Genomic DNA, 21,013 nt, shown 5'->3' with positions numbered 1-21,013 from the left:
CCTAATGCGTCATCTGCTCCAAGACCAGGCGCAGTGAGGCTGGCAGCATGGCGCCATGCCCCAGTCCATTGAACCGTTCAAAGTGCACCTCCATCCCTGGCACTTCGGCCAGGGATGCCGCCAGCTCCCGCGCCGGCCGTTCCACATCGCCTTTCATCGGCCCCCGAGGGCTCGACGGCTCTTCACCGCCGCGCATCAGCAGCAACTGTCGTCGCTTGTTACCCAATCGCTGCTGTAGCCCCTGCGCCTCGCGAACGATCGCGCCGTCATGCCACCACAATGAAGGGCTGGCCGCCGCGTAATCACTGAAGGCTTCAGGCCGAGTGAACAGCGCATGCAACACTGCCAGCCCCCCATATGAATGCCCCCATAGCGTCTGGCGCTGCAGGTTGATAGGTGCCACCTTGGCCACCATCGGCCGCATGTGGCGGGTCAACAGATCGAAAAACACATCCACGCCACCGCTGGGCTGGCCGGTCAGCGGATCGCGCTGTTCTGTCAGCCCAGCAATCGCCGGGGTGTAGTCGTAGGTGCGGCTGGCCCGCTCGATGCGCTGCTCGGATTGGTACCCCACCGCCACCAACAGCGGCGCCTGGCCCTTGGCGAGCTTATTCAGCAGGTCGCTGTCCAAGGCGCCCAGGGCGGCATTGCCGTCGAGCATCCACAGCACCGGGTAGCCTGCGACAGGTGCCGGGCGGTTCGGCGTGCCGATCCACAAACGGTAATGACGCTGGCCATCGGCCGAGTCAAGGTCGAGCTGGCTGAAGCGGTAGGCCAGGTCCTGACGTTGCAGCAGCGAGGTGTCCATCTTCTGGTTTCGCTCGGGCTGCGCCAGGGCCACGGGGGTTGCAAGGGCCAGTGCCAAACCCAGCGTCAGGATCATCTTGCTCATCAGGCTTCTCGTCAGGGCGTTGCGAGGACCGCAAGGCTGGAACGCCAAGATGATAATCAGTCCTGATTGAGCGTAAAGCGCATTAACTTTCTAAACAGTCCCGTGCCCTCGGCAACGTCATGTGAAGGCACAGGCCAGGGTGGCCATTGCGGGCCCACAAGCGGCCACCCTGCAGTTCGATGGCGCGGCGAGCGATGGCCAGGCCAAGGCCGAACCCGGCGCCGCTGTCGGCCAGGCGCTGGTAGGGCTTGAAGATACGTTCAAGGTCGGCGTCAGGTACGCCGGGGCCCTGGTCGCTCAGGCGCAAGTGCCAGCAATCACCCTCACGCCAGCCATCCAGGCATACCCGGCCTTGGGCTGGCGAGTGGCGAATGGCATTGCGCATCAGGTTTTCAAGGGCTTGAGCCAGGCTGTCCAGATGGGCGTGCACCACACACTCGGTACCGAGCGAACACGACAGGCGCGCACGGTCCCAGCCACTTTCGAAGCAGACGTCCTGGCACAGTGCTTCCCATACCGAAGCTATCAATACCGGCTCGGTTGGCAAGCTGGGTTGTTCGGTATCCATCCAGGCCAGGTCCAGCGTGTCCTCCAGCAGTTTCTGCATGTCGTTGACTTCGCGGTCCAGGCGCTCGCGCAACTGCGGCGGCGGCAAGTCGCTGTCGTGGGCGATGCGCAACCGCGCCAGGGGCGTGCGCAATTCGTGAGACAGTGTGCGCAACAGCAGGCGCTGTTGCTCAAGGCTCTGGCGCAGGCGCCCGGCCATATGCTCAAAGGCCTGTGCCAGTTCACCCAGCTCGTCGCGGCGTTCCAGCAGGGGCAAGGCGGGGTGGTCAAGGTCGTCGGCACGCAGGGCGTCGGCGCGGTCGCGCAGGCGGTTCAGCGGTACTACCAGATGCCGATACAACGCCAGCCCCAGCAGCAGGGCGAGCAGTGCTGGGGCAACGCCGTGGGTGATCGCATGGGTCCATGGCGTCAGGCCGGTGGGCAACATACGTTCGGGCAGTTGCAGCACCAGGCGGCCGTGCTCGGGGTGTTGCGGGAATTCAATGCTGACGTAGGGCAGTTCATCCTGCAGGCGCCGGCTCATTGGCCAGTCCAGTTTGCGCATGAAGGTCAGGTGGCTGGCTTCCTTGGCGCTCAGCGGCGTGGTGCCGAGGCTTTGCAGGTGCGGCCCGATCACCGCCACCCACGTATCCTCGGCCTGCTCCAGTTGCCTGCGCCAGGCCTCGGCGCCGATTGCGCCGCCTTGGTTCCAGGCGTCCTCAGCTTGTTGCGCATAGCGCGCCAGGTAATCCTGGTCGGCCCGGGACAGAAAATAGGTGCTGCGTTCCACGGACAGGCCCCAGGTCCAGATCAGCCAGGTCAGCAGCAGGCAGAAGCTGACCTGCAGTACGGCCAGTTTCCACAGCAACGGGTGGCGCCGCATCAGGGCTGTTCCGTGTCGACCAGGATGTACCCCTGCCCGCGCACGGCCTGGATCTGCAGGTGCTGGGCACTGATATCGGCCAGTTTGCGGCGCAGGTTGCACACATGTACATCCAGGCCCCGGTCCAGGCGGGTATAGGCCCGATGCAGCACGGTCTGGTACAGGAACGGTTTGCTCAAGGCTTCATTGGGGTGCGCCCGCAGCGTGACCAGCAAGCGGAATTCGGAAGCGGTGAGGCCAGCGGCGTTGCCGTTGTGGATAACGTCCTGGCGGTCGTGGTCCAGCAGCATTTCGCCGACATCGGTACGCAGCACCATGCCGCGATCGAATGCCACGCGCCGCAGCAAGGCATCCACCCGTGCGTCCAGCTCCGCCAGGCTGAAGGGCTTGGGCAGGTAGTCGTCGGCACCACGGGTAAAGCCACTGATGCGGTCCTGCTCGGCCCCCAGCGCCGACATCAGCATGACCGGCACCGCCTGTTGTCGGCGCAGCTCACCGAGCAGGCTGAGGCCATCGATACCCGGCAGCATGATGTCCAGCAACACCAGGTCGAACGAAGATTGCCGGATTACGTCCAGGGCCTGCGTGCCCGTGGTGCAGGCGTGCACCCGAAAACCGCGTTTGAGGAAATGGCATTCCAGGTCCTGACGCAGGCTTGCGTCGTCTTCGGCGAGGAGAAGTGAGGTGGGCACGGCGAGCCTTGAATGAGAACCTGTATCAGTTACGAATCATCCCATTGCCAGCAGGAGAGGGCAACGCCTGGGTGTGTTAAGAAGGTTAATCCTGCTGCGCCCCCGTTTACCCTCCGGTATCGTTCGCAAAAAGCAACTTGTTTCGTTTGCGAATTAATATCATTTGGGCGAAGGGTGTGTCATGAACGGTTTCAAAAGTGTGGGGGGCTCGCCATGGGCTCGGGGCTGGCTTGTACTGGGTTTGCTGGCGCCGTTTTCGCTGTCGGCACTGGCGGAAACGGTAGCGACCCAGGCAGCAGCCGAGGATAGCTCGCTCGACCTGCCGGCACTCACCATTGAAGGCAACCGCCTTTATGACATGCTGCCCTCCGAAGCGACCGGTGGCTACAGCGTCGATGCAGCGACCGTGGGCACCAAGACGCCAGCAGCGCTGAAGGACATCCCCCAGTCGATCACCGTGTACACCCAGGACTACGTCAAAGACCGCCAGTTCGTGCACCTGGATGACCTGGCCAAGTACACCGCCGGCCTGCGTACCTTGACCAACGACAGTGGCCGGTCGTCGATATACGCCCGCGGCTACGAGTACAGCGAGTTCAACATTGACGGCCTGCCGGCACCAATGGCCAGCATCTTTGGTACCGTGCCATCGCTGGCGGCGTTCGACCGTGTCGAAATCATGCGCGGCCCGGCCGGGCTGTTCAGCAGCACCAGTGAACTGGGTGGCATCGTCAACATGGTGCGCAAGCGCCCGACCGCCGAATTCCAGGGCCACGTCGAAGGCAGCTATGGCACGTGGGACACCAACCACGAAGAAATCGACCTGAGTGGGCCGCTGGATGACGCTGGCCGCGTGCGCGGGCGTTTCATCGCGTCCCGTGACGACACCAATGGTGAGGTCGACTACAACGCCAACACCAGCAACAGCTACTACGGTGCGCTGGATGTCGACCTTGACGACGCCACCACGCTATCGTTTGGCCTGATGCACGAAGTGAAAAACATCACGCCGCACAATGGCTACCCAGCAACGTTGTCCGGCGAGGTGCCCGACTTCAGCCATTCCCGTTTCCTGGGGGCTGACTGGAACTACTTCGATGGCAAGACCACCGACCTGGTGGCCGAGCTGACCCACCGCTTCGACAACGGCGGCTATGGCCGTGTCGCGGCGCGCGGCTCGCACCGTGACACCAACTACCTTTATGCCTTCACCGCGACCAATGCCAACACTGGTGCCAACTCCGAGCGCGCCAGCGCCCGCGACTTTACCCAGGACACCTACTCGCTGGACGCCAGCTACAGCCAGCCGTTCGAAACCCTCGGCCAGGTCAGCGAGTTTGTGGTCGGCACCGACTACAAGAACTACGACACCGAGTACCTCAACGGCACCACCAACCTGGGCGCCATCAACGTCAACACCTACTCGCCCAAGCAGTTCGCCAAACCGTCGCCCAACTACAGCACCGAGACCGGCATGCAGGAAGAGGAATACGGCCTGTATTCCAAGGTTACCTTCCGCCCGATCGAGCGCCTGGCGCTGATTGCCGGTGGCCGCTTCAGCTGGTACCGCGGTGATTTCTACACCACTACCCTGAGCAGCGGTGCCAGCACCAACGACAGCAAGCGCGTGGACGGCCACTTCACCCCGTATGGCGGCCTGGTCTACGACCTGACCGAGAACCATGCGCTGTACGCCAGTTACTCGCAGGTGTTCAAGCCGCAATCAGACACCGACAGCAACGGCCGGGTGTTGAAGCCACGTGAAGGCGAGCAGTACGAGCTCGGCCTCAAGAGCAGCTATTTTGGCGGCGACCTGAATACCCGTTTCTCGGTATTCCGGCTGACTGACAAGAACCGCGCCACCACCGAATATGACGAGGATGGTGTAGACACCAATTTCTCGATTGCCTCCGGCAAGACCCGCGTCAAAGGCGCGGAAGTGGAAGTGAGCGGCAAGCTGACGCCAAACTGGGAGTTGCTGGCCGGCTACACCTGGATGGAAACCGAAACCCTCAAGGGTGATGCCGAAACCACGTTCTTCATCATGCCGCGCAACCAGGCTTCGCTGTGGAGCAAGTACACCATCAGCCAAGGCCCGCTAACCGGCCTGGCCATTGGCGGCGGTGTATCGGCAATGAGCAGTTTCTACGCCGAGAATGGTGGCGTGCGTATCGATGCACCCGGCTATGCCACGGTGGACGCGATGCTGTCGTACCCGGTTACCTCGAAGCTGACGGCCACTTTCAACGTCAACAACCTGTTTGATCGGGACTACCTGTCGCGGGTGGGATCGACGTCGACGTTCAACTTCTATGGGCCCTCGCGCAGCATGATGGTTGGGGCGCGATACGATTTCTGATCGGCGTGTTTCAGCACGTCTGCGGTCCCTGTTGGAGCGGCCTTGTGCCGCGATGGGCCCAGCAAATGATGAGAAATTGTTGCTACACCACGTGTGCAATTTGTGAAGGCGCACTAGAGTGAACCCCAAGCGGAGCGCTTGCTGCGTAAGCAGAAGGTCTGCAAGGACGCTGGAACGTTGTTGAGATGGACGGCTGGTATTGAGGAGTAAGCCCCATGTAGACAATTCAATCGTTGGCGTCCTGGTATCCCTGTGAGGGGAATATGATTGAAGACCCTTATATTCTGTTTACCCGCATTCCTGTTGTAGTAAATGAGCAAGGTGATTTATTTACGGACCCGTTGTGGGTCAAAGATATAGAACTTCATTTGAGCTACATAGAGAATTTCGGAATGTGCTGCCCTGTTGAGAGAGGCCGTGATGTTGACGGGCTGCAGAGCATCGCTCATCTGGATATAAAATGGCTTTATGAGTTGCGCAAGGATCAGGGGTTCAGGTCGGTATTAAAGAACTTTATTCCGAACTTCCTAACTGTCATCAACGCCTGCAAGAAGGCCCAAATTGTTCATTCTGACGGGGCGGGCTGGGCGTTCCCTTTATCTTTCTACGTGTTGCCGCTCAAGCCGTTCTTCCGCTTTCAGTGGGTGGTTGTCATAGAATCTTCTTTCTGGATGCTGGCCCAAGGACAGCCGCGAACCCTCAGAGCAATCATCGAACACCATGTGCACACCCTTTTGCTGAAGCGCTGCGTAAAGCTGGCAAATGCCAGAATATTTACCCAGTCTTTTTACAAGGAATATTTCCTTGGGCGTGATAACAGCCGCACGTTGATCAACCCTGCCAGCTGGCTCGACAAAAAATTCATGGCAAGCCCCGAGGCAGTCAGAAAACGGTTCGAAGGCAGGCGCAACCGTACACTCAACGTGCTTTACCCCTCACGGCTTGTTCTTGATAAAGGTGTTCTGGTAGTCCTTGAAGCCATTAAGCAACTGCAAGTCGAGCACGTTGATCTCACCGTCACCATCATGGGTGAGGGTGATTTGAAAGCGCACTGTTTACGCGTTGCAGCTGAAAACCGTGGCAGCGTCGAGGTGCGGTTCCAGAGCGCCGTTGATTATGGCAGAGACTTTTTCAGCATCATTGCCCAGCATGACTGGCTTTTGGTGCCGACCTTGAAGCAGGAACAGCCCCGTATCATTTTTGACGCGTTCAGCCAGGGCGTTCCCGTCATCGGTTCTGACACAGCCGGGGTACTGGACATCACGAGCAAGCAAAACGCGCTGACGTTTGAAACCGGGAACCCGTCCAGCCTCGCAGCCTGTATTCGTCATGCTGCCCGGCATCCCGAACTGGCGTTGGAAATGGGGCTTGCGGGGCTGGAGTATGCGACCGGGAAAACACACTTGCAGATGCACCAGGTGCGCGAGGCATTCCTGAAGAGCAGTTTGACGCCCTCTGCAAGGCCGCGCGCCTGACATGGCCAATGATGGGCTATTCGTTCGGGCATTAAAAAGCCGGCTTGTGGCCGGCTTCTCGGGGACGCTTCCGACTAATTTATGGTAAGCCGCAATCGCCTTAACTGTGTGGCCATCAAGGGCCTGAAAGAGATGGCAGATGCCCGTGTGGGATATCGCCGAGCCCTCTGGACCGCGGCTTGCGCCGGTCGGGGCTTAATGTGCGGCGTAGCATACAAGGGCACGCGCAAGATGCCCAGCAAAAAATGGCACAGGTTGTTTCAGCCAGGCCGCTGCTGGCGGAAATGCGACCAGTGGAATACCCACCCGATAATCTCCAGGCCCTGCGCCTGGCGCTGGGCAGGGGTGTAGCGTTCGACGGCGTAATTGCGCCGGTCATGGCTGCGCAGGTACAGGGTGCCCTGTGGGCTGAGGCTGAGGTTGTTTACCCTCAGCGCGCCGTTATGCAGCAGCGCGTAGGTTTCGCCCTCAATGACCCGCGTCATGCCCAGGTCGACTGCCAAAGTGGCCCCCAGCGGCACCTGCGGAACCATGTTGTTTGCCGTCATGGCCAGGCAGATGGCGTTATCGGCGTGCACTCCCAATCTTTTCAGCGCTTTTGCGGGTAGGCGCAGGTGTTTGCTGGGCACCGGCGAAAGCAGGCCATTTTGCAGTTCGAAAAAGGGCACTTTTACCTGCCGGGCACGGTGTGCCGACAGTGGGCTGGGCGGGTTGGCCGGCGCCTGGCGTGGCGGGCAGTTGCGCTGGACCGGGTTTGGGTGTTTTGGCCCTTCGCCCGTGCGCAGCCAACGCCGATGCACACAGAACAGATCGGCCAGTTCGTCCAGGCGGGCCAGGGGCACGCCGCGTTTGAACCAGTTGTTGACGTGCTGCGGTGTGACGCTGCGCTGGGCGGCGAAAGCGGAAGCGGACAGGCCACATTCGTGGAGAAGGGCTTTAAGGCGGTCGCCGGAAGTGTTCATGGGGCGAGTGTAATGACGGGGCCCCCGCAAGGAAATGAACCAGTTGTTGACGAGGCTTGTAAGAAAAGTGCCTCGTTGTAGGGCGTTGGTGTAGGACTGCGTAGGACATTTTACCGATGAAGGCTTGTCGCCGATTCAGGCATAAAAAAACCCGCCGAAGCGGGTTTTTTTACAATCGGTATCAGCCCTTGTAGGCAGCAACCGATTTGGTAATCGCGGCACGGGCGGCGTCAGCGCCATCCCAGCCTTCGATCTTGACCCACTTGCCCTTCTCGAGATCTTTGTAGTTGGCAAAGAAGTGCTCGATCTGCTGAATCAGCAGGGCTGGCAGGTCAGTGTATTCCTTCACGTCGACGTACAGCTGCGACAGCTTGTCGTGAGGCACAGCGATGACCTTGGCGTCACCGCCGCCGTCGTCGGTCATGTTCAGCACGCCAACCGGACGAGCGCGGATAACCGAGCCTGGCGCTACCGGGTAAGGGGTAACCACCAGCACGTCCAGCGGATCACCGTCGTCAGCCAGGGTGTTCGGGATGAAACCGTAGTTGGCTGGGTAGAACATCGGGGTGGCCATGAAACGGTCGACGAACAGGGTGTCGCTGTCCTTGTCGATCTCGTATTTGATCGGCGCGTGGTTGGCCGGGATTTCGATGGCGACGTAGATGTCGTTCGGCAGGTCTTTGCCCGCCGGAATCTTGCTGTAGCTCATTGGGCAGTGCCCCCGTGTTTGACCAAAAAAGTGGCGGCGATTATAGGCACATTCTGCCGGGGCATGCCACGCCTGGCCTGATGTGCGGCCCCGTCAGGCGTGGCTTTCGCCGTATGCGGGGTGTTCGGCCTGCAGCCGGTGCAGCCGCGCCAGCGGGTCTTGCCGGTAGAACTGCGACAACTGGCGGTAGACCAGTGGATAAGCCTGATGCAGCAGGTCGGGGGCACTAAAGAAGTATTCGCTGGTGACGGCAAAGAATTCCGCCGGGTTTTCCGCGGCATACGGGTCGATGGCGGTTTCGGCGTCGGGGTTGTTGTCCAGCTGGCGGTTGAGGTCGTCGTAGGCCTGCTGCATGGCCGTTGCCCATTCATCCACCGGCATGCCGCTGTGTAGCGGGGGCAGGCCGTTGGCATCGCCATTGAGCATGTCGAGCTTGTGCGCCAGCTCATGGATGACCAGGTTGTAGGCCTCCCAGCCACCACCGGCCAGCACGCCGTTCCAGGCCAGAATGATCGGCCCCTGTTGCCAGGCTTCGCCGCTGTGCTCGCCGTCCCACACATGCTCCACGCCACTGGCATCGCGGTGGCGCTGGGGGCTCTTGAAATCGTCGGGGTACAGGATGATTTCGTGGAAGCCCTGGTACCAGTTCAGCTCACCCAGGTGCAGCAGCGGCAACTGTGCCTGGGCGGCCAGCAACAGGCGCTGCTCGTCGTCGGGTTCGACACCTGGCAAGCAGGTGAGGTGCTTGTCGAGCAGGAACAGGATGCAGGCTTCACGCAGCCAGTGGTCTTCCTCGTCGCTGATGCCGTCCAGTATGGGCAGGCGCTCGCGCACGGCCTGCCACTGTTCGGGCTCGATGGGGTAGCGCGCCAGCGCGCGCTTGCGCCGCCAGGCGCTGAACGACCACATGCCTGCTGTTCTCTGAAAGCTCAGTGCGCCTTGGCCGCACGGCCCAGGCGGCTGCGCAACAGGCCGAGGAGCATCGGCACCAGCGACAGGATGATGATGCCCACCACCATCAGCGACAGGTGCTGCTTGATGAATGGCACGTTGCCGAAGAAGTAGCCCAGGGTGACCAGGCCGCCGACCCACAGCAGCGACCCGGCAACGCTGAAGCCAAGGAAACGCGGGTAATGCATGTGGGCGATGCCGGCGACGAACGGTGCGAAGGTACGCAGGATAGGCAGGAAACGCGCCAGGGTCACAGTCTTGCCGCCATGGCGTTCATAGAACTCATGGGTGCGCTGCAGGTAGTCGCGGCGGAAGATTTTCGAGTTGGGGTTGTTGAACAACCGCTCCCCGGCTGTTCGGCCGATGACGTAGTTGGTGCTGTCGCCCAGGATTGCGGCAGCCATCAACAGGCCAGCCAGCAGCACAGGGTCCATGCCGCCACCCGCCGCTACGGCGCCGGCGATGAACAGCAGCGAGTCGCCCGGCAGGAATGGCATGACCACCAGCCCGGTTTCGCAGAAGATCACGGTGAATAGAATGGCGTAGATCCAGGGACCGTAATTGGTGACCAGCAGATCGAGGTAAGCATCGAGATGCAGGATAAGGTCCAACGGGTTGAAATCCATGTACAGCACCTGTGTTCTTGGGTGTAGGCAGGGTTACCTGAGGATGGGTAAATTTTCACACATGACAGGAGGGGCATTATACGGCGAAGTGAGGGGCATGCCCGGAGAGATTGTAGCGGGGGGTTACGGTGCAAGGCCTGGACAGTTGTATCGACTGTACCGGCCTCATCGCCGGCAAGCCAGCCCCCACAGGTCAACGACTGCCCTGAGGTAGTGGCCAACCTGTGGGCGCTGGCTTGCCGGCGATGAGGCCGGTACCGGCATGCGGGTCAATCCTGGCTGATTGGCAGGATGTAGCTTTTGAACTCGGTATCTTCACGAAACCCGATGGATTCGTAGGTCTTGTGCGCTACCTCATTGTCCGCACTGGTCGACACCCGCATGCGCACGGCGTTGGTTTCCTTGGCCATTTTCTTCGCTTCACGCATCAGGTGGTCGGCCACCAGCATGCGCCGCGAGTCTTCGGCCACGTAGATGTCGTTCAGAATCCATACCCGTTTCAACGACAGCGACGAGTAGCTGGGGTAGAGCTGGCAAAAACCCATCAGCTTGCTGTCGTCATCATCGGGAAGTGCCAGGTAGATCACCGATTCATCCCGCTTCAGGCGCTTTTCCAAAAAGCTGCGCGAGCTGTCGGGGTAGGGCAACTGCCCATAGAACTCCCGGTATTTGACGAACAATGGGGTGAGCAGGTCGAGGTGTTCCAGAGTTGCCTTGATGATGCGCATGTGCGGCCCTCAGAGTCCATTTGGGGAAACAGCGGAATGCCAGCAGCTTTCAAGGGCATCCTGCCCAATGCATGTCACAAGTGCAATCCGCCTTTCGTGACAGGTTTTTTACCCTTTACCCAGCAGGAAGTTGCCTTTCTGGCTGGCGCTGCCTTCATTCTCCAGGCTATGGACCTCGGCTTCGTCCTTCAGATTCACTCCTGAAAGCTGCCGCCGGCAGGCTTCACGCATCAAGTACAGCAGGCGGTGCGCCGCCATGCCATAGCTCAACCCCTCCAGGCGGATGTTGGAAATGCAGTTGCGGTAGGCATCGGTCAGGCCCACCTTCGGCGCGTAGGTGAAATACAGGCCAAGGCTGTCGGGTGAGCTCAGCCCCGGGCGCTCGCCGATCAGCATCACCGTCATCCGTGCGCCCAGCAGTTCACCGACCTCGTCGGCCACTGCCACGCGCCCCTGCTGGACCAGCACAACCGGGGCGCTGGTCCAGCCGTCGGCGGCGGCCTGTTCCTCGAAACGGTTCAGAAACGGCAGGGTGTGACGGTGCACGGCCAGCGCTGACAGGCCATCGGCGACCACAATGGCCAGATCGACGCCGCCGGGGTTGGCCTGGGTGTGCTGGCGCAGGGTGGCAATCGACGCATCGTTCAGTCGCCGGCCCAGGTCCGGGCGTTGCAGGTACTGATGGCGGTCACTGGCGGCGCTGTGCAGCACCAGGCTTTCGCGTCCGCGCTCACTCAGCTGGGTAGCCAGGCCGGCATGATCGAACGCCAGGTGCACGGCATCGCGGGCTTGGGCATGGGCGAACTGGAAGTCCAGCTGCGCCCCGGTCGGCAGGCTGGTGCCGGCGCGGCCCAGGGCGATGCGCGCCGGGGTCAGGTTGCGCAGGGCCAGCCAAGGGTTGTCGGGGGTAGGCGTGCGATGGTCCATGGTCATCCCTATGCAAGCTGTGCCAAGGCCTGGCGGAAAGCCAGGGGCAGGTTGTCACCGAAACGCACCCGGCCATCGGCCTGGGTGAAGATGCCGGTGCGGGCCAGCCATGCCTCGAACTCCGGCCCGGGCTTCAGGCCCAAGGTCTGGCGTGCGTACAGCGCGTCGTGGAACGAGGTGGTCTGGTAGTTGAGCATGATGTCGTCGGAGCCAGGGATGCCCATGATGAAGTTGATCCCGGCCACCCCCAGCAGGGTCAGCAGGGTGTCCATGTCGTCCTGGTCGGCTTCGGCGTGGTTGGTGTAGCAGATGTCGCAGCCCATCGGCACACCCAGCAGCTTGCCGCAGAAGTGGTCTTCAAGGCCGGCGCGGATGATCTGCTTGCCGTTGTACAGGTACTCCGGGCCGATGAAACCGACCACGGTGTTGACCAGAAACGGCTTGAAGTGGCGGGCCACGGCATAGGCACGGGTCTCGCAGGTTTGCTGGTCGACGCCATGGTGGGCGTTGGCCGACAGTGCGCTGCCCTGGCCAGTTTCGAAATACATCAGGTTTTGCCCAAGGGTGCCGCGTTTCAGCGACAGGCCCGCTTCGTACCCCTCCTGCAACACGTTCAGGTTGATGCCAAACCCGGCGTTGGCCGCCTCGGTGCCGGCAATGGACTGGAACACCAGGTCCAGCGGCACGCCGCGGTTGATCGCCTCGATCGAGGTGGTGACATGGGTGAGCACGCAGGCCTGGGTGGGGATGTCGTAGCGCTGGATGATGGCGTCGAGCATTTCCAGCAGGGCACAGATCGAGGCAATGCTGTCGGTGGCCGGGTTGATGCCGATCATCGCGTCGCCGTTACCGTACAGCAGCCCGTCGAGAATGCTGGCGGCGATACCGGCCGGCTCGTCGGTCGGGTGGTTGGGCTGCAGCCGGGTAGACAAGCGCCCGCGCAAGCCCATGGTGCCGCGGAACCGGGTGACTACGCGGATCTTCTGCGCCACCAGCACCAAGTCCTGCACGCGCATGATCTTCGACACCGCCGCCGCCATTTCCGGCGTCAGCCCTGGCGCCAGTGCGCGCAGGCTGTCTTCATCGGCCTCTTCGCTCAGCAGCCAGTCGCGCAGGCCGCCCACGGTCAGGTGGCTGACCGGGGCAAAGGCCTGGGCATCGTGGGTGTCGATGATCAGGCGGGTGACTTCATCCGCTTCGTAAGGAATCAGGGCTTCATTGAGAAAGTGAGTCAGCGGGATATTGGCCAGCGCCATCTGCGCAGCAACACGCTCGCCGTCGTTGCTGGCCGCCACGCCTGCCAGGTAGTCCCCCGAGCGTGCCGGGCTGGCCTTGGCCATCACGTCCTTGAGGCTGTCGAAGCGGTAGACCAGGTGGCCTGCCGTGTGTACGAAACTTGCCATACAAATCTCCAGAGCCGCGGGCTGCCCCGCGGCGGGTGGCGGCAATCAGTGCAAGCCCTCTTCGGCCTGCTGGATGGCGGCGAATTCCTCTTCCGGCGTGCCAGCGACCAGATGGTGGCGGCTGTAGAAAGCAAAGTAGGCAATCAATACCGCATAGATCACTGCGGCGCCAATCACCACACGCGGGTCAACCAGGAAACCGGCAACCACGGCGATGCAGGCCAGCACCAGTGCCACGCCTGACGTGAAGATGCCACCTGGGGTGCGGTACGGGCGCTCCATCTTCGGCCGGCGGATGCGCAGGGTGATGTGCGCGGCCATCATCAGCACATAGGACAGCGTAGCGCCGAATACCGCCACCAGGATCAGCAAGTCGCCCTGGCCGGTCAGCGACAGGGCAAAGCCGATGATGCCGGGGATGATCAGGGCCAGTACCGGGGCCTTGCTTTTGTTGGTTTCCGACAGTTTGCGCGGCAGGTAGCCAGCGCGGGACAGGGCAAAGATCTGCCGGGAATAGGCGTAGATGATCGAGAAGAAGCTGGCGATCAGCCCGGCCAGGCCCACCAGGTTGACGAAGCCACCCATCCAGGTGCTGCCGCCGTAAGCCTTGGACAGCGCTTCGACCAGCGGGTTGCCCGATGCTTTCAGCGCTTCGGAGCCTGCACCGCCAGGGCCGACCACCAGGATCAGCAGGGCGAAGGCCAGCAGTACCAGCATGGCGCCGATCAGGCCGCGCGGCAGGTCACGCTTGGGGTTCTTGGTTTCTTCGGCGGCCAGCGGCACGCCTTCGACGGCAAGGAAGAACCAGATGGCGTAAGGGATGGCCGCCCACACGCCGACATAGCCGAACGGCAGGAAGCTGCTGGCACCTACTGCGTCCGTTTTGGCGATGTCGAACAGGTTGGCTGCATCAAAATGGGGCACCATGCTCACCAGGAACACCGCCAGGGCGATGGCGGCGATGGCGGTGATGATGAACATCAGCTTCAACGCCTCACCCACACCAAAGATGTGGATGCCGATGAACACGATGTAGAACGCCAGGTAGATCATCCAGCCGCCAATGCCGAACAGTGACTGGCAATAGGCGCCGATGAACACGGCGATGGCTGCGGGCGCAATGGCGTATTCGATGAGGATTGCCGTGCCGGTCAGGAAGCCGCCCCACGGGCCGAAGGCGCTGCGGGCAAAGCCGTAGCCGCCGCCTGCGGTGGGGATCATCGACGACAGTTCGGCCAGCGAAAAGCACATGCACAGGTACATGGTGGCCATCAGCAAGGTGGCGAGGAACATGCCGCCCCAGCCACCCTGGGCCAGGCCGAAGTTCCAGCCGGCATAGTCGCCGGAGATGACATAGGCCACGCCCAGGCCGACCAGCAGTACCCAGCCGGCGGCGCCTTTTTTCAGTTCACGTTGCTGGAAATAGTCCGACCCAACTTTTTCGAAGTCGACGGAAGAGCCTGCCGGCGAGCCGGCGGAATGATCGCTTGGCATAGATTCACCTGTTCTTTTTCTTGGTGGCCGGAAGGGTTCGGGCCGATGGTGATGTGTACTGCAGGAAGCGAGCCAGAGCGGTTGGTGCACGGTTGCCGCTCTGGGTTTTGTGTAGATCTGGCCCGGCCTCTTCGCGGGCTTGCCCGCTCCCACAGGTATTGCATCGGTTCTGGAAGCAACGGTGAACCTGTGGGAGCGGGCGAGCCTGCGAAGGCCGCGACGCGGTTTAGAAGAAGCCCAGCGGGTTGATGTCGTAGCTCACCAGCAGGTTCTTGGTCTGCTGATAGTGGTCGAGCATCATCTTGTGGGTCTCACGGCCAACGCCGGACTTCTTGTACCCGCCAAACGCCGCATGCGCCGGGTACAGGTGGTAGCAGTTGGTCCACACGCGGCCGGCCTTGATTCCGCGGCCCATGCGGTAGGCACGGTTGATGTCGCGGGTCCACACGCCGGCACCCAGGCCGAACTCCGTGTCGTTGGCAATCGCCAGTGCTTCGGCTTCGTCCTTGAAGGTGGTGACGCTGACCACCGGTCCGAAGATTTCTTCCTGGAACACGCGCATCTTGTTGTTGCCCTTGAGCAGGGTCGGCTGGATGTAATAACCGGTGGCCAGCGAGCCTTCCAGCTTCTCGACCTTGCCACCGGTCAGCAGCTCGGCGCCTTCGTCCTGGGCGATCTGCAGATACGAAAGAATCTTCTCGAACTGCTGCTGCGAGGCCTGGGCGCCGACCATGGTGTCGGTGTCCAGCGGGTCGCCGCGCTTGATCTGCAGCACCTTTTTCATCACCACTTCCATGAACTGCGGGTAGATCGATTCTTGCACCAGGGCACGCGACGGGCAGGTGCAGACCTCGCCCTGGTTGAAGAATGCCAGCACCATGCCTTCGGCAGCCTTTTCGATGAAGCTCGGCTCCGCCTGCATGATGTCTTCGAAGTACACGTTCGGCGACTTGCCGCCCAGCTCGACGGTGGACGGAATGATGTTTTCGGCCGCGCATTTCATGATGTGCGAGCCAACCGGGGTAGAACCGGTGAAGGCGATCTTGGCGATGCGCTTGCTGGTCGCCAGCGCTTCACCCGCTTCGCGGCCATAGCCTTGCACCACGTTGAGCACGCCAGGTGGCAACAGGTCGCCGATCACTTCCAGCAGCACGGTGATGCCCAGTGGGGTCTGCTCGGCAGGTTTGAGCACCACGCAGTTACCGGCGGCCAGCGCAGGCGCCAGCTTCCAGGCCGCCATCAGGATCGGGAAGTTCCACGGGATGATCTGCCCGACGACGCCCAGCGGCTCGTGGATGTGATAGGCCACGGTGCCTTCGTTGATCTCGGCGGCGCCGCCTTCCTGGGCGCGGATGCAGCCTGCGAAGTAGCGGAAGTGGTCGACGGCCAGCGGAATGTCGGCGTTGAGGGTTTCGCGGATGGGCTTGCCGTTGTCCCAGGTTTCGGTAATGGCCAGCAGCTCAAGGTTCTGCTCGATGCGGTCGGCAATCTTCAGCAGCACGTTGGAACGGTCCTGCACCGACGTGCGACCCCAGGCATCGGCAGCGGCGTGGGCGGCGTCGAGCGCCTTGTCGATGTCTTCGGCAGTGGAGCGGGGGAATTCGGCGATCAGTTTGCCATTCACCGGGGACGTGTTCTCGAAATACTGTCCCTTGACCGGAGCTACGAACTCGCCACCGATGTAGTTGCCGTAGCGGCTCTTGAAGGAAACCTTCGCGCCGTCGGTACCGGGATGTGCGTAACGCATGGTGTGTCTCCTGGCTGTTATGTTTGTTGGGGAGTTGAGAAGCGTAGAGCAAAGGTTGGGCCAGCGTTTGGCACGCCAGGCAAATCAATGACTTGGGTCAGTTGCCTGGGCCAGGTTGACGGGCGCTGTACCAGCGCCGGTACGCACTGGGGTGACACTTTGTGCCATTTGCGACACGTTGCCGCAGGGTGCATTGCAAAGCCATCCCGGGTGGAGGATGCTGATCAGACTCTCTATCTGCGGAGAACTACAACAATGCAGAGCAATCCTTTCAGTCGCCATGCCCAGCAAGTCCATACCGTTGCCCACGGTGGGGCCGGGGAGGGGGGCAGTGACCCGTCCATCGCCCGCTCATGGCTGCGCTGCCTCGAGGACTACCACCTTGACCCTGCTGTGATCGAGGCCCCGCTGGTGCTTGAGCACGGGCGCCTGCTGGAAAGCCGCGAGCGCCTGCACCAGGTGCTGCAAATTGCCGACCATGAGATGAACAGCCTTCACCAGCAGCTTTCCGGGGCTGGCCACGCGGTATTGCTGACCGACGCCCGCGGGGTAATCCTCAATTGCGTCAGCGCGCCCGCCGAGCGGCGCAGCTTCGAGCGTGCCGGGCTGTGGCTGGGCGCCGACTGGAGCGAAGCGCGCGAGGGCACCAACGGCATCGGCACCTGCCTGGTCGAGCGCCAGGCCCTGACCATCCACCAGAATGAGCACTTTCGGGGCCGCCATACCGGGCTGACCTGCTCGGCCAGCCCGGTGTTCGACCCCCATGGCGAACTGCTGGCGGTGCTTGATGTGTCGTCGGCCCGGCCTGATGTTTCCCGCCAGAGTCAGTTTCACACCATGGCATTGGTCAACCTCTCGGCGAAGATGATTGAAAGCTGCTATTTCCTGCGCCATTTCGAGCAGCAGTGGTTACTGCGTTTCCACCTGCAGGCCGAATCGGTTGGCCTGTTCAGCGAAGGTTTGCTGGCGTTCGACGGTGACGGGCGCATCTGTGCGGCCAACCAGAGTGCGCTGAACCTCTTGGGGACCGTGCGTGGTGGCGTGCTGGGCAAACCCATGCAGCGCTTCTTTGCCTGCAGCCACGACGAGTTGTTCAACCGCGCCATGCCCGCTGGCAGTACGGTATGGCCGCTACACACCCGGGACGGCCGCCAGGTGTTCGCCAGCCTGCGCGGCCAGGCACGTACGCCGGTATGGTCAGTGCCCACCGCTTATCGCCAGCCCGTGCGCGAAGTGGAGCCGGCCATCTGCCTGCTCGACCCGGCATTACAAAACGACTTTCGCCGCTGCGTACGGGTGTTTGAGCGTGATGTGCCGTTGTTGCTGCGTGGCGAGACCGGTTGTGGCAAGGAGGCGTTTGCCCAGGCCGTGCACCAGGCCAGTGAGCGGCGCGGCAAGCCGTTTGTCGCCATCAACTGCGCATCGATCCCGGAGAGCCTGATCGAGAGCGAGCTGTTTGGGTACCGAGGTGGCAGCTTTACCGGTGCACGCAAAGAAGGCATGCGCGGCAAGCTGCTGCAGGCTGACGGCGGGACCTTGCTGCTGGACGAGATCGGCGACATGCCGCTGGCCCTGCAAACCCGCCTGCTGCGGGTGCTGGAGGAGCGCCAGGTGGTGCCGATCGGGGGTGAACCGCAAGCGGTTGACGTGCGCATTGTCAGCGCTACCCACCGCGACCTGCTGGAGCGGGTGGCACAGGGCAGTTTCCGCGAGGACCTGTATTACCGCCTGAATGGCCTGGAGGTGGCGTTGCCGGCGGTGCGCGATCGCAGTGACAAGGCGCAGTTGCTGGACTTCCTGCTGCGTCAGGAGGCGCAGGGGCATCGGGTCGAGCTGGAGCCCAGTGCGCGCCAGGCGCTGCTGGACTTCACCTGGCCGGGGAACGTGCGGCAGATGCGCAATGTACTGCGTACATTGGTAGCGCTTTGCGATAGCACCTTCATTGAGCTCTGCGACCTGCCCGCGACCTTCCGCAGTAATGCGGCCTCTGTGGGAGCGGGCTTGCCCCGCGAAGCAGGCAACGCGGTGGATGGCACCGGCCTTGCCGGTGTTCGCGGGGCAAGCCCGCTCCCAAACGGGTTCAGCAATAGCCTTGGAGATCATGAGCAAAACAGTCTCTCCCACAAGAGCACGCCGGTGCGCCTTGAGACCGCTGAGTGCGAAGCTCTCCTGTCAGTACTAGAGGCAAAACACTGGCACCTGACCCGCGTCGCCGAGCACCTGGGCATCAGCCGCAATACCTTGTATCGAAAACTGCGCAAACACGGCATCACCCGGGTTGACTAAGCGAAACAGCGAGTGCGAATTGTCGCGCCCTGGGCTACCCTGCCTCGATGTTTTGCGAGGTCAACCATGCATATTCACATTCTCGGTATTTGCGGCACTTTCATGGGCTCGCTGGCGGTGCTGGCCAAGGAACTTGGCCATCGCGTCACCGGCTCCGACGCCAATGTCTATCCCCCGATGAGCACCCAGCTCGAAGCCCAGGGCATCGAGTTGACCCAAGGCTATGACCCCGCCCAGCTGGACCCGGCGCCAGACCTGGTGGTCATCGGCAATGCCATGTCCCGTGGCAACCCGGCGGTGGAGTACGTGCTGAACAAAGGCCTGCCCTATGTTTCCGGCCCGCAATGGCTGGCAGACCACGTGCTGCAGGGCCGCTGGGTACTGGCCGTTGCCGGCACCCACGGCAAGACCACCACCAGCAGCATGCTGGCCTGGGTGCTGGAACATGCCGGCATGAGCCCGGGCTTCCTGATTGGCGGTGTGCCGCAAAACTTCTCGGTGTCGGCGCGCCTGGGCGATACGCCGTTCTTCGTGGTCGAAGCGGACGAGTACGACAGCGCCTTCTTCGACAAACGCTCGAAATTTGTCCACTACCACCCACGTACCGCGATCCTCAACAACCTTGAGTTCGATCATGCGGACATTTTCCCGGACCTGGCCTCGATCGAGCGGCAGTTCCACCACCTGGTGCGCACCATCCCGGGCGAAGGCCTGGTCATTCACCCCACCACCGAGCAAGCGCTGGAGCGGGTGATCGGCATGGGTTGCTGGACCCCGGTGCAGACTACGGGCGAAGGCGGCCAGTGGCAGGCGCGCCTGCTCAGCGCCGACGGCTCGCGTTTCGAGGTACTGTTCGAGGGTGAGGTGCAGGGCGTGGTGGATTGGGCGCTGACTGGCCAGCACAACGTTGCCAACGCCCTGGCCACCTTGGCGGCGGCCCGCCATGTCGGCGTGGTCCCGGCCATGGGCATCGAGGGCCTGAGCGCCTTCAAGAGCGTCAAGCGGCGCATGGAAAAGGTTGCCGAAGTGCAGGGCGTGACCATCTACGATGACTTCGCCCACCACCCGACCGCCATCGCCACCACCCTCGACGGCCTGCGCAAGCGTGTTGGCGAGTCGCCTGTGATTGCCGTGATCGAGCCACGCTCCAACTCGATGAAGCTCGGCGCCCACCGTGACGGATTGCCGGAAAGCGTCAACGACGCCGACCAGGTGATCTGGTACGCCCCGGCCAACCTCGGCTGGGACTTGGCGGCCACCGCTGCGAAGTGCAAGGTACCGAGCGTGGTGGCCGACAGCCTCGACGCGATCATCGAGCGGGTCAAAGGCCAGGCACGCCCCGGCACCCACGTGGTGATCATGAGCAACGGCGGCTTCGGTGGCCTGCACGGCAAGCTGGCCGAGGCCCTGAAGTGAGCGGGCCGGAACGCATCACCCTGGCCATGACGGGCGCCTCGGGCGCCCAGTATGGCCTGCGGCTGCTCGATTGCCTGGTGCGCGAGGACCGCGAGGTGCACTTTCTGATCTCCAAGGCCGCGCAGCTGGTGATGGCCACCGAGACCGACGTGGTGCTACCGGCCAAGCCTCAGGCGATGCAGGCATTTCTTACCGAATATACCGGCGCCGCCGACGGGCAGATCCGTGTGTACGGCAAGGAAGACTGGATGTCGCCGGTGGCCTCAGGCTCCGGCGCCCCGGCGGCGATGGTGGTGGCACCTTGCTCTACGGGTACCCTGTCCTCGATCGCCACAGGTGCCTGCAACAATCTGATCGAACGTGCGGCAGACGTTACCCTCAAAGAGCGTCGCCAGCTGATTCTGGTACCCCGCGAAGCACCGTTTTCCACCATCCACCTGGAAAACATGCTCAAGCTGTCGCAAATGGGGGCGGTGATCCTGCCGGCGGCGCCGGGCTTCTATCACCAGCCGCAAACCATCGATGACCTGGTCGACTTTGTCGTGGCGCGCATCCTCAACCTGCTGGCCATTCCCCAGGACATGTTGCCGCGTTGGGGCGAGCATCATTTCGGGGTGGATGATTGAAGCGTGCGTTGCTAGGTGTGGCGGCGCTGGTGATGCTGGGCGGCTGCGCCACTGCGCGCACTCTGGATGCCGCCAAGCCAGGGGCACCGGTGGTGTATGCAGGTACCCGGCTGGATTTGTACGTCATCAATGGCGGGTGCTGCCCGCGGGACCACTACGGGGCTGATGCACCGGCCTATCCAGGCCTGGACCTGCCCGGCAGCATGCTGCTCGATACGCTGTTGTTGCCGTTGTCATTGCTGACTGCGGCCGGGGTAGGCTTTCAGGCAACCGGCGGGCTCTAGCCAGCGC

General features: G+C 62.2%; 18 protein-coding genes. 6 read left to right on the top strand and 12 right to left on the bottom strand.

The genetic code is table 11. The annotated features are described in order from the left end of the window. Position 1 precedes the first annotated feature (1 nt). The 3 genes from J3A71_RS26160 to J3A71_RS26150 all read right to left on the bottom strand — a co-directional run bounded on the left by J3A71_RS26160 (position 2) and on the right by J3A71_RS26150 (position 3,013). Positions 2 to 892 (bottom strand): alpha/beta hydrolase, encoded by an 891-nt coding sequence (locus J3A71_RS26160; RefSeq protein WP_102667881.1) that lies wholly within the window; start codon positions 890 to 892, stop codon positions 2 to 4. 82 nt (positions 893 to 974) lie between these two features. Continuing rightward, a complete protein-coding gene (locus J3A71_RS26155) occupies positions 975 to 2,321 on the bottom strand; it encodes a sensor histidine kinase (protein WP_095116987.1) in 1,347 nt (448 codons plus the stop codon). After that, the gene (locus J3A71_RS26150) at positions 2,321 to 3,013 is read right to left on the bottom strand and encodes a response regulator transcription factor (RefSeq protein ID WP_102667882.1); all 693 of its coding nucleotides are present in this window, start codon (positions 3,011 to 3,013) and stop codon (positions 2,321 to 2,323) included. Before J3A71_RS26150 ends, J3A71_RS26155 begins: the two co-directional genes overlap by 1 nt. Before the next feature lie 181 nt (positions 3,014 to 3,194). Here J3A71_RS26150 and J3A71_RS26145 point away from each other — a divergent pair, with 181 nt between their 5' ends. Further along, positions 3,195 to 5,372: a TonB-dependent siderophore receptor gene (locus tag J3A71_RS26145; protein ID WP_102667883.1), complete on the top strand. Its 2,178-nt coding sequence runs from the start codon at positions 3,195 to 3,197 to the stop codon at positions 5,370 to 5,372. A 263-nt stretch (positions 5,373 to 5,635) separates the two neighbouring features. After that, positions 5,636 to 6,847, top strand: a complete 1,212-nt coding sequence (locus J3A71_RS26140) for a glycosyltransferase family 4 protein (protein ID WP_016484713.1) — start codon at positions 5,636 to 5,638, stop codon at positions 6,845 to 6,847. Between the two features lie 260 nt (positions 6,848 to 7,107). On the opposite strand, the gene J3A71_RS26135 is transcribed toward J3A71_RS26140, so the two are convergent. From J3A71_RS26135 to J3A71_RS26095, 9 genes are all read right to left on the bottom strand, one after another. Beyond that, complete coding sequence (locus J3A71_RS26135) at positions 7,108 to 7,809, bottom strand: XRE family transcriptional regulator (RefSeq protein WP_016484714.1); 702 nt, start codon at positions 7,807 to 7,809, stop codon at positions 7,108 to 7,110. Between the two features lie 181 nt (positions 7,810 to 7,990). Continuing rightward, positions 7,991 to 8,518, bottom strand: coding sequence for an inorganic diphosphatase (gene ppa, locus J3A71_RS26130; RefSeq protein WP_016484715.1), 528 nt, complete (start codon positions 8,516 to 8,518; stop codon positions 7,991 to 7,993). A 93-nt stretch (positions 8,519 to 8,611) separates the two neighbouring features. Next, positions 8,612 to 9,427, bottom strand: coding sequence for a M90 family metallopeptidase (locus J3A71_RS26125; protein ID WP_023048657.1), 816 nt, complete (start codon positions 9,425 to 9,427; stop codon positions 8,612 to 8,614). Between the two features lie 20 nt (positions 9,428 to 9,447). Continuing rightward, the gene (locus tag J3A71_RS26120; protein ID WP_016484717.1) at positions 9,448 to 10,095 is read right to left on the bottom strand and encodes a DedA family protein; all 648 of its coding nucleotides are present in this window, start codon (positions 10,093 to 10,095) and stop codon (positions 9,448 to 9,450) included. A 269-nt stretch (positions 10,096 to 10,364) separates the two neighbouring features. Beyond that, positions 10,365 to 10,823, bottom strand: coding sequence for a GNAT family N-acetyltransferase (locus J3A71_RS26115; protein WP_016484718.1), 459 nt, complete (start codon positions 10,821 to 10,823; stop codon positions 10,365 to 10,367). A gap of 108 nt (positions 10,824 to 10,931) precedes the next feature. Then, positions 10,932 to 11,750, bottom strand: coding sequence for an ethanolamine ammonia-lyase subunit EutC (gene eutC, locus J3A71_RS26110; protein ID WP_060519250.1), 819 nt, complete (start codon positions 11,748 to 11,750; stop codon positions 10,932 to 10,934). A gap of 8 nt (positions 11,751 to 11,758) precedes the next feature. Beyond that, positions 11,759 to 13,153, bottom strand: coding sequence for an ethanolamine ammonia-lyase subunit EutB (locus J3A71_RS26105; RefSeq protein ID WP_102667952.1), 1,395 nt, complete (start codon positions 13,151 to 13,153; stop codon positions 11,759 to 11,761). Positions 13,154 to 13,198: 45 nt separating this feature from the next. Next, complete coding sequence (eat, locus tag J3A71_RS26100; RefSeq protein ID WP_102667951.1) at positions 13,199 to 14,647, bottom strand: ethanolamine permease; 1,449 nt, start codon at positions 14,645 to 14,647, stop codon at positions 13,199 to 13,201. Between the two features lie 226 nt (positions 14,648 to 14,873). Continuing rightward, positions 14,874 to 16,394 carry an aldehyde dehydrogenase family protein gene (locus J3A71_RS26095; protein ID WP_016484722.1) on the bottom strand — a complete coding sequence of 507 codons (1,521 nt, stop codon included), beginning with the start codon at positions 16,392 to 16,394 and terminating at the stop codon, positions 14,874 to 14,876. Positions 16,395 to 16,649: 255 nt separating this feature from the next. Here J3A71_RS26095 and J3A71_RS26090 point away from each other — a divergent pair, with 255 nt between their 5' ends. From J3A71_RS26090 to J3A71_RS26075, 4 genes are all read left to right on the top strand, one after another. Continuing rightward, positions 16,650 to 18,680: a sigma-54-dependent Fis family transcriptional regulator gene (locus J3A71_RS26090; protein WP_016484723.1), complete on the top strand. Its 2,031-nt coding sequence runs from the start codon at positions 16,650 to 16,652 to the stop codon at positions 18,678 to 18,680. 66 nt (positions 18,681 to 18,746) lie between these two features. Next, positions 18,747 to 20,096 carry a UDP-N-acetylmuramate:L-alanyl-gamma-D-glutamyl-meso-diaminopimelate ligase gene (gene mpl, locus J3A71_RS26085; protein WP_023047369.1) on the top strand — a complete coding sequence of 450 codons (1,350 nt, stop codon included), beginning with the start codon at positions 18,747 to 18,749 and terminating at the stop codon, positions 20,094 to 20,096. Further along, the gene (gene ubiX, locus J3A71_RS26080; protein WP_102667948.1) at positions 20,093 to 20,722 is read left to right on the top strand and encodes a flavin prenyltransferase UbiX; all 630 of its coding nucleotides are present in this window, start codon (positions 20,093 to 20,095) and stop codon (positions 20,720 to 20,722) included. The genes mpl and ubiX overlap by 4 nt, the downstream gene beginning before the upstream one ends. Next, positions 20,719 to 21,006, top strand: a complete 288-nt coding sequence (locus J3A71_RS26075) for a YceK/YidQ family lipoprotein (protein ID WP_016484726.1) — start codon at positions 20,719 to 20,721, stop codon at positions 21,004 to 21,006. Before ubiX ends, J3A71_RS26075 begins: the two co-directional genes overlap by 4 nt. The last annotated feature ends 7 nt before the right edge of the window (positions 21,007 to 21,013 follow it).

It is taken from the genome of Pseudomonas sp. PvP089, assembly GCF_017875165.1.
In the GTDB taxonomy this organism is placed as follows: Bacteria; Pseudomonadota; Gammaproteobacteria; order Pseudomonadales; family Pseudomonadaceae; genus Aquipseudomonas; species Aquipseudomonas fortuita.
The sequence above is the reverse complement of the archived record's forward strand: the minus strand, read 5'-3'. Positions and strand labels throughout refer to the sequence as shown.

Excerpts from the sequence above, each read along its gene's own strand:
- J3A71_RS26160 (WP_102667881.1), bottom strand. The coding sequence starts at position 892 with ATGAGCAAGATGATCCTGACGCTGGGTTTGGCACTGGCCCTTGCAACC.
- J3A71_RS26155 (WP_095116987.1), bottom strand. The coding sequence starts at position 2,321 with ATGCGGCGCCACCCGTTGCTGTGGAAACTGGCCGTACTGCAGGTCAGC.
- J3A71_RS26145 (WP_102667883.1), top strand. The coding sequence starts at position 3,195 with ATGAACGGTTTCAAAAGTGTGGGGGGCTCGCCATGGGCTCGGGGCTGG.
- J3A71_RS26140 (WP_016484713.1), top strand. The coding sequence starts at position 5,636 with ATGATTGAAGACCCTTATATTCTGTTTACCCGCATTCCTGTTGTAGTA.
- J3A71_RS26135 (WP_016484714.1), bottom strand. The coding sequence starts at position 7,809 with ATGAACACTTCCGGCGACCGCCTTAAAGCCCTTCTCCACGAATGTGGC.
- ppa (WP_016484715.1), bottom strand. The coding sequence starts at position 8,518 with ATGAGCTACAGCAAGATTCCGGCGGGCAAAGACCTGCCGAACGACATC.
- J3A71_RS26125 (WP_023048657.1), bottom strand. The coding sequence starts at position 9,427 with ATGTGGTCGTTCAGCGCCTGGCGGCGCAAGCGCGCGCTGGCGCGCTAC.
- J3A71_RS26120 (WP_016484717.1), bottom strand. The coding sequence starts at position 10,095 with ATGGATTTCAACCCGTTGGACCTTATCCTGCATCTCGATGCTTACCTC.
- J3A71_RS26115 (WP_016484718.1), bottom strand. The coding sequence starts at position 10,823 with ATGCGCATCATCAAGGCAACTCTGGAACACCTCGACCTGCTCACCCCA.
- eutC (WP_060519250.1), bottom strand. The coding sequence starts at position 11,750 with ATGGACCATCGCACGCCTACCCCCGACAACCCTTGGCTGGCCCTGCGC.
- J3A71_RS26105 (WP_102667952.1), bottom strand. The coding sequence starts at position 13,153 with ATGGCAAGTTTCGTACACACGGCAGGCCACCTGGTCTACCGCTTCGAC.
- eat (WP_102667951.1), bottom strand. The coding sequence starts at position 14,647 with ATGCCAAGCGATCATTCCGCCGGCTCGCCGGCAGGCTCTTCCGTCGAC.
- J3A71_RS26095 (WP_016484722.1), bottom strand. The coding sequence starts at position 16,394 with ATGCGTTACGCACATCCCGGTACCGACGGCGCGAAGGTTTCCTTCAAG.
- J3A71_RS26090 (WP_016484723.1), top strand. The coding sequence starts at position 16,650 with ATGCAGAGCAATCCTTTCAGTCGCCATGCCCAGCAAGTCCATACCGTT.
- mpl (WP_023047369.1), top strand. The coding sequence starts at position 18,747 with ATGCATATTCACATTCTCGGTATTTGCGGCACTTTCATGGGCTCGCTG.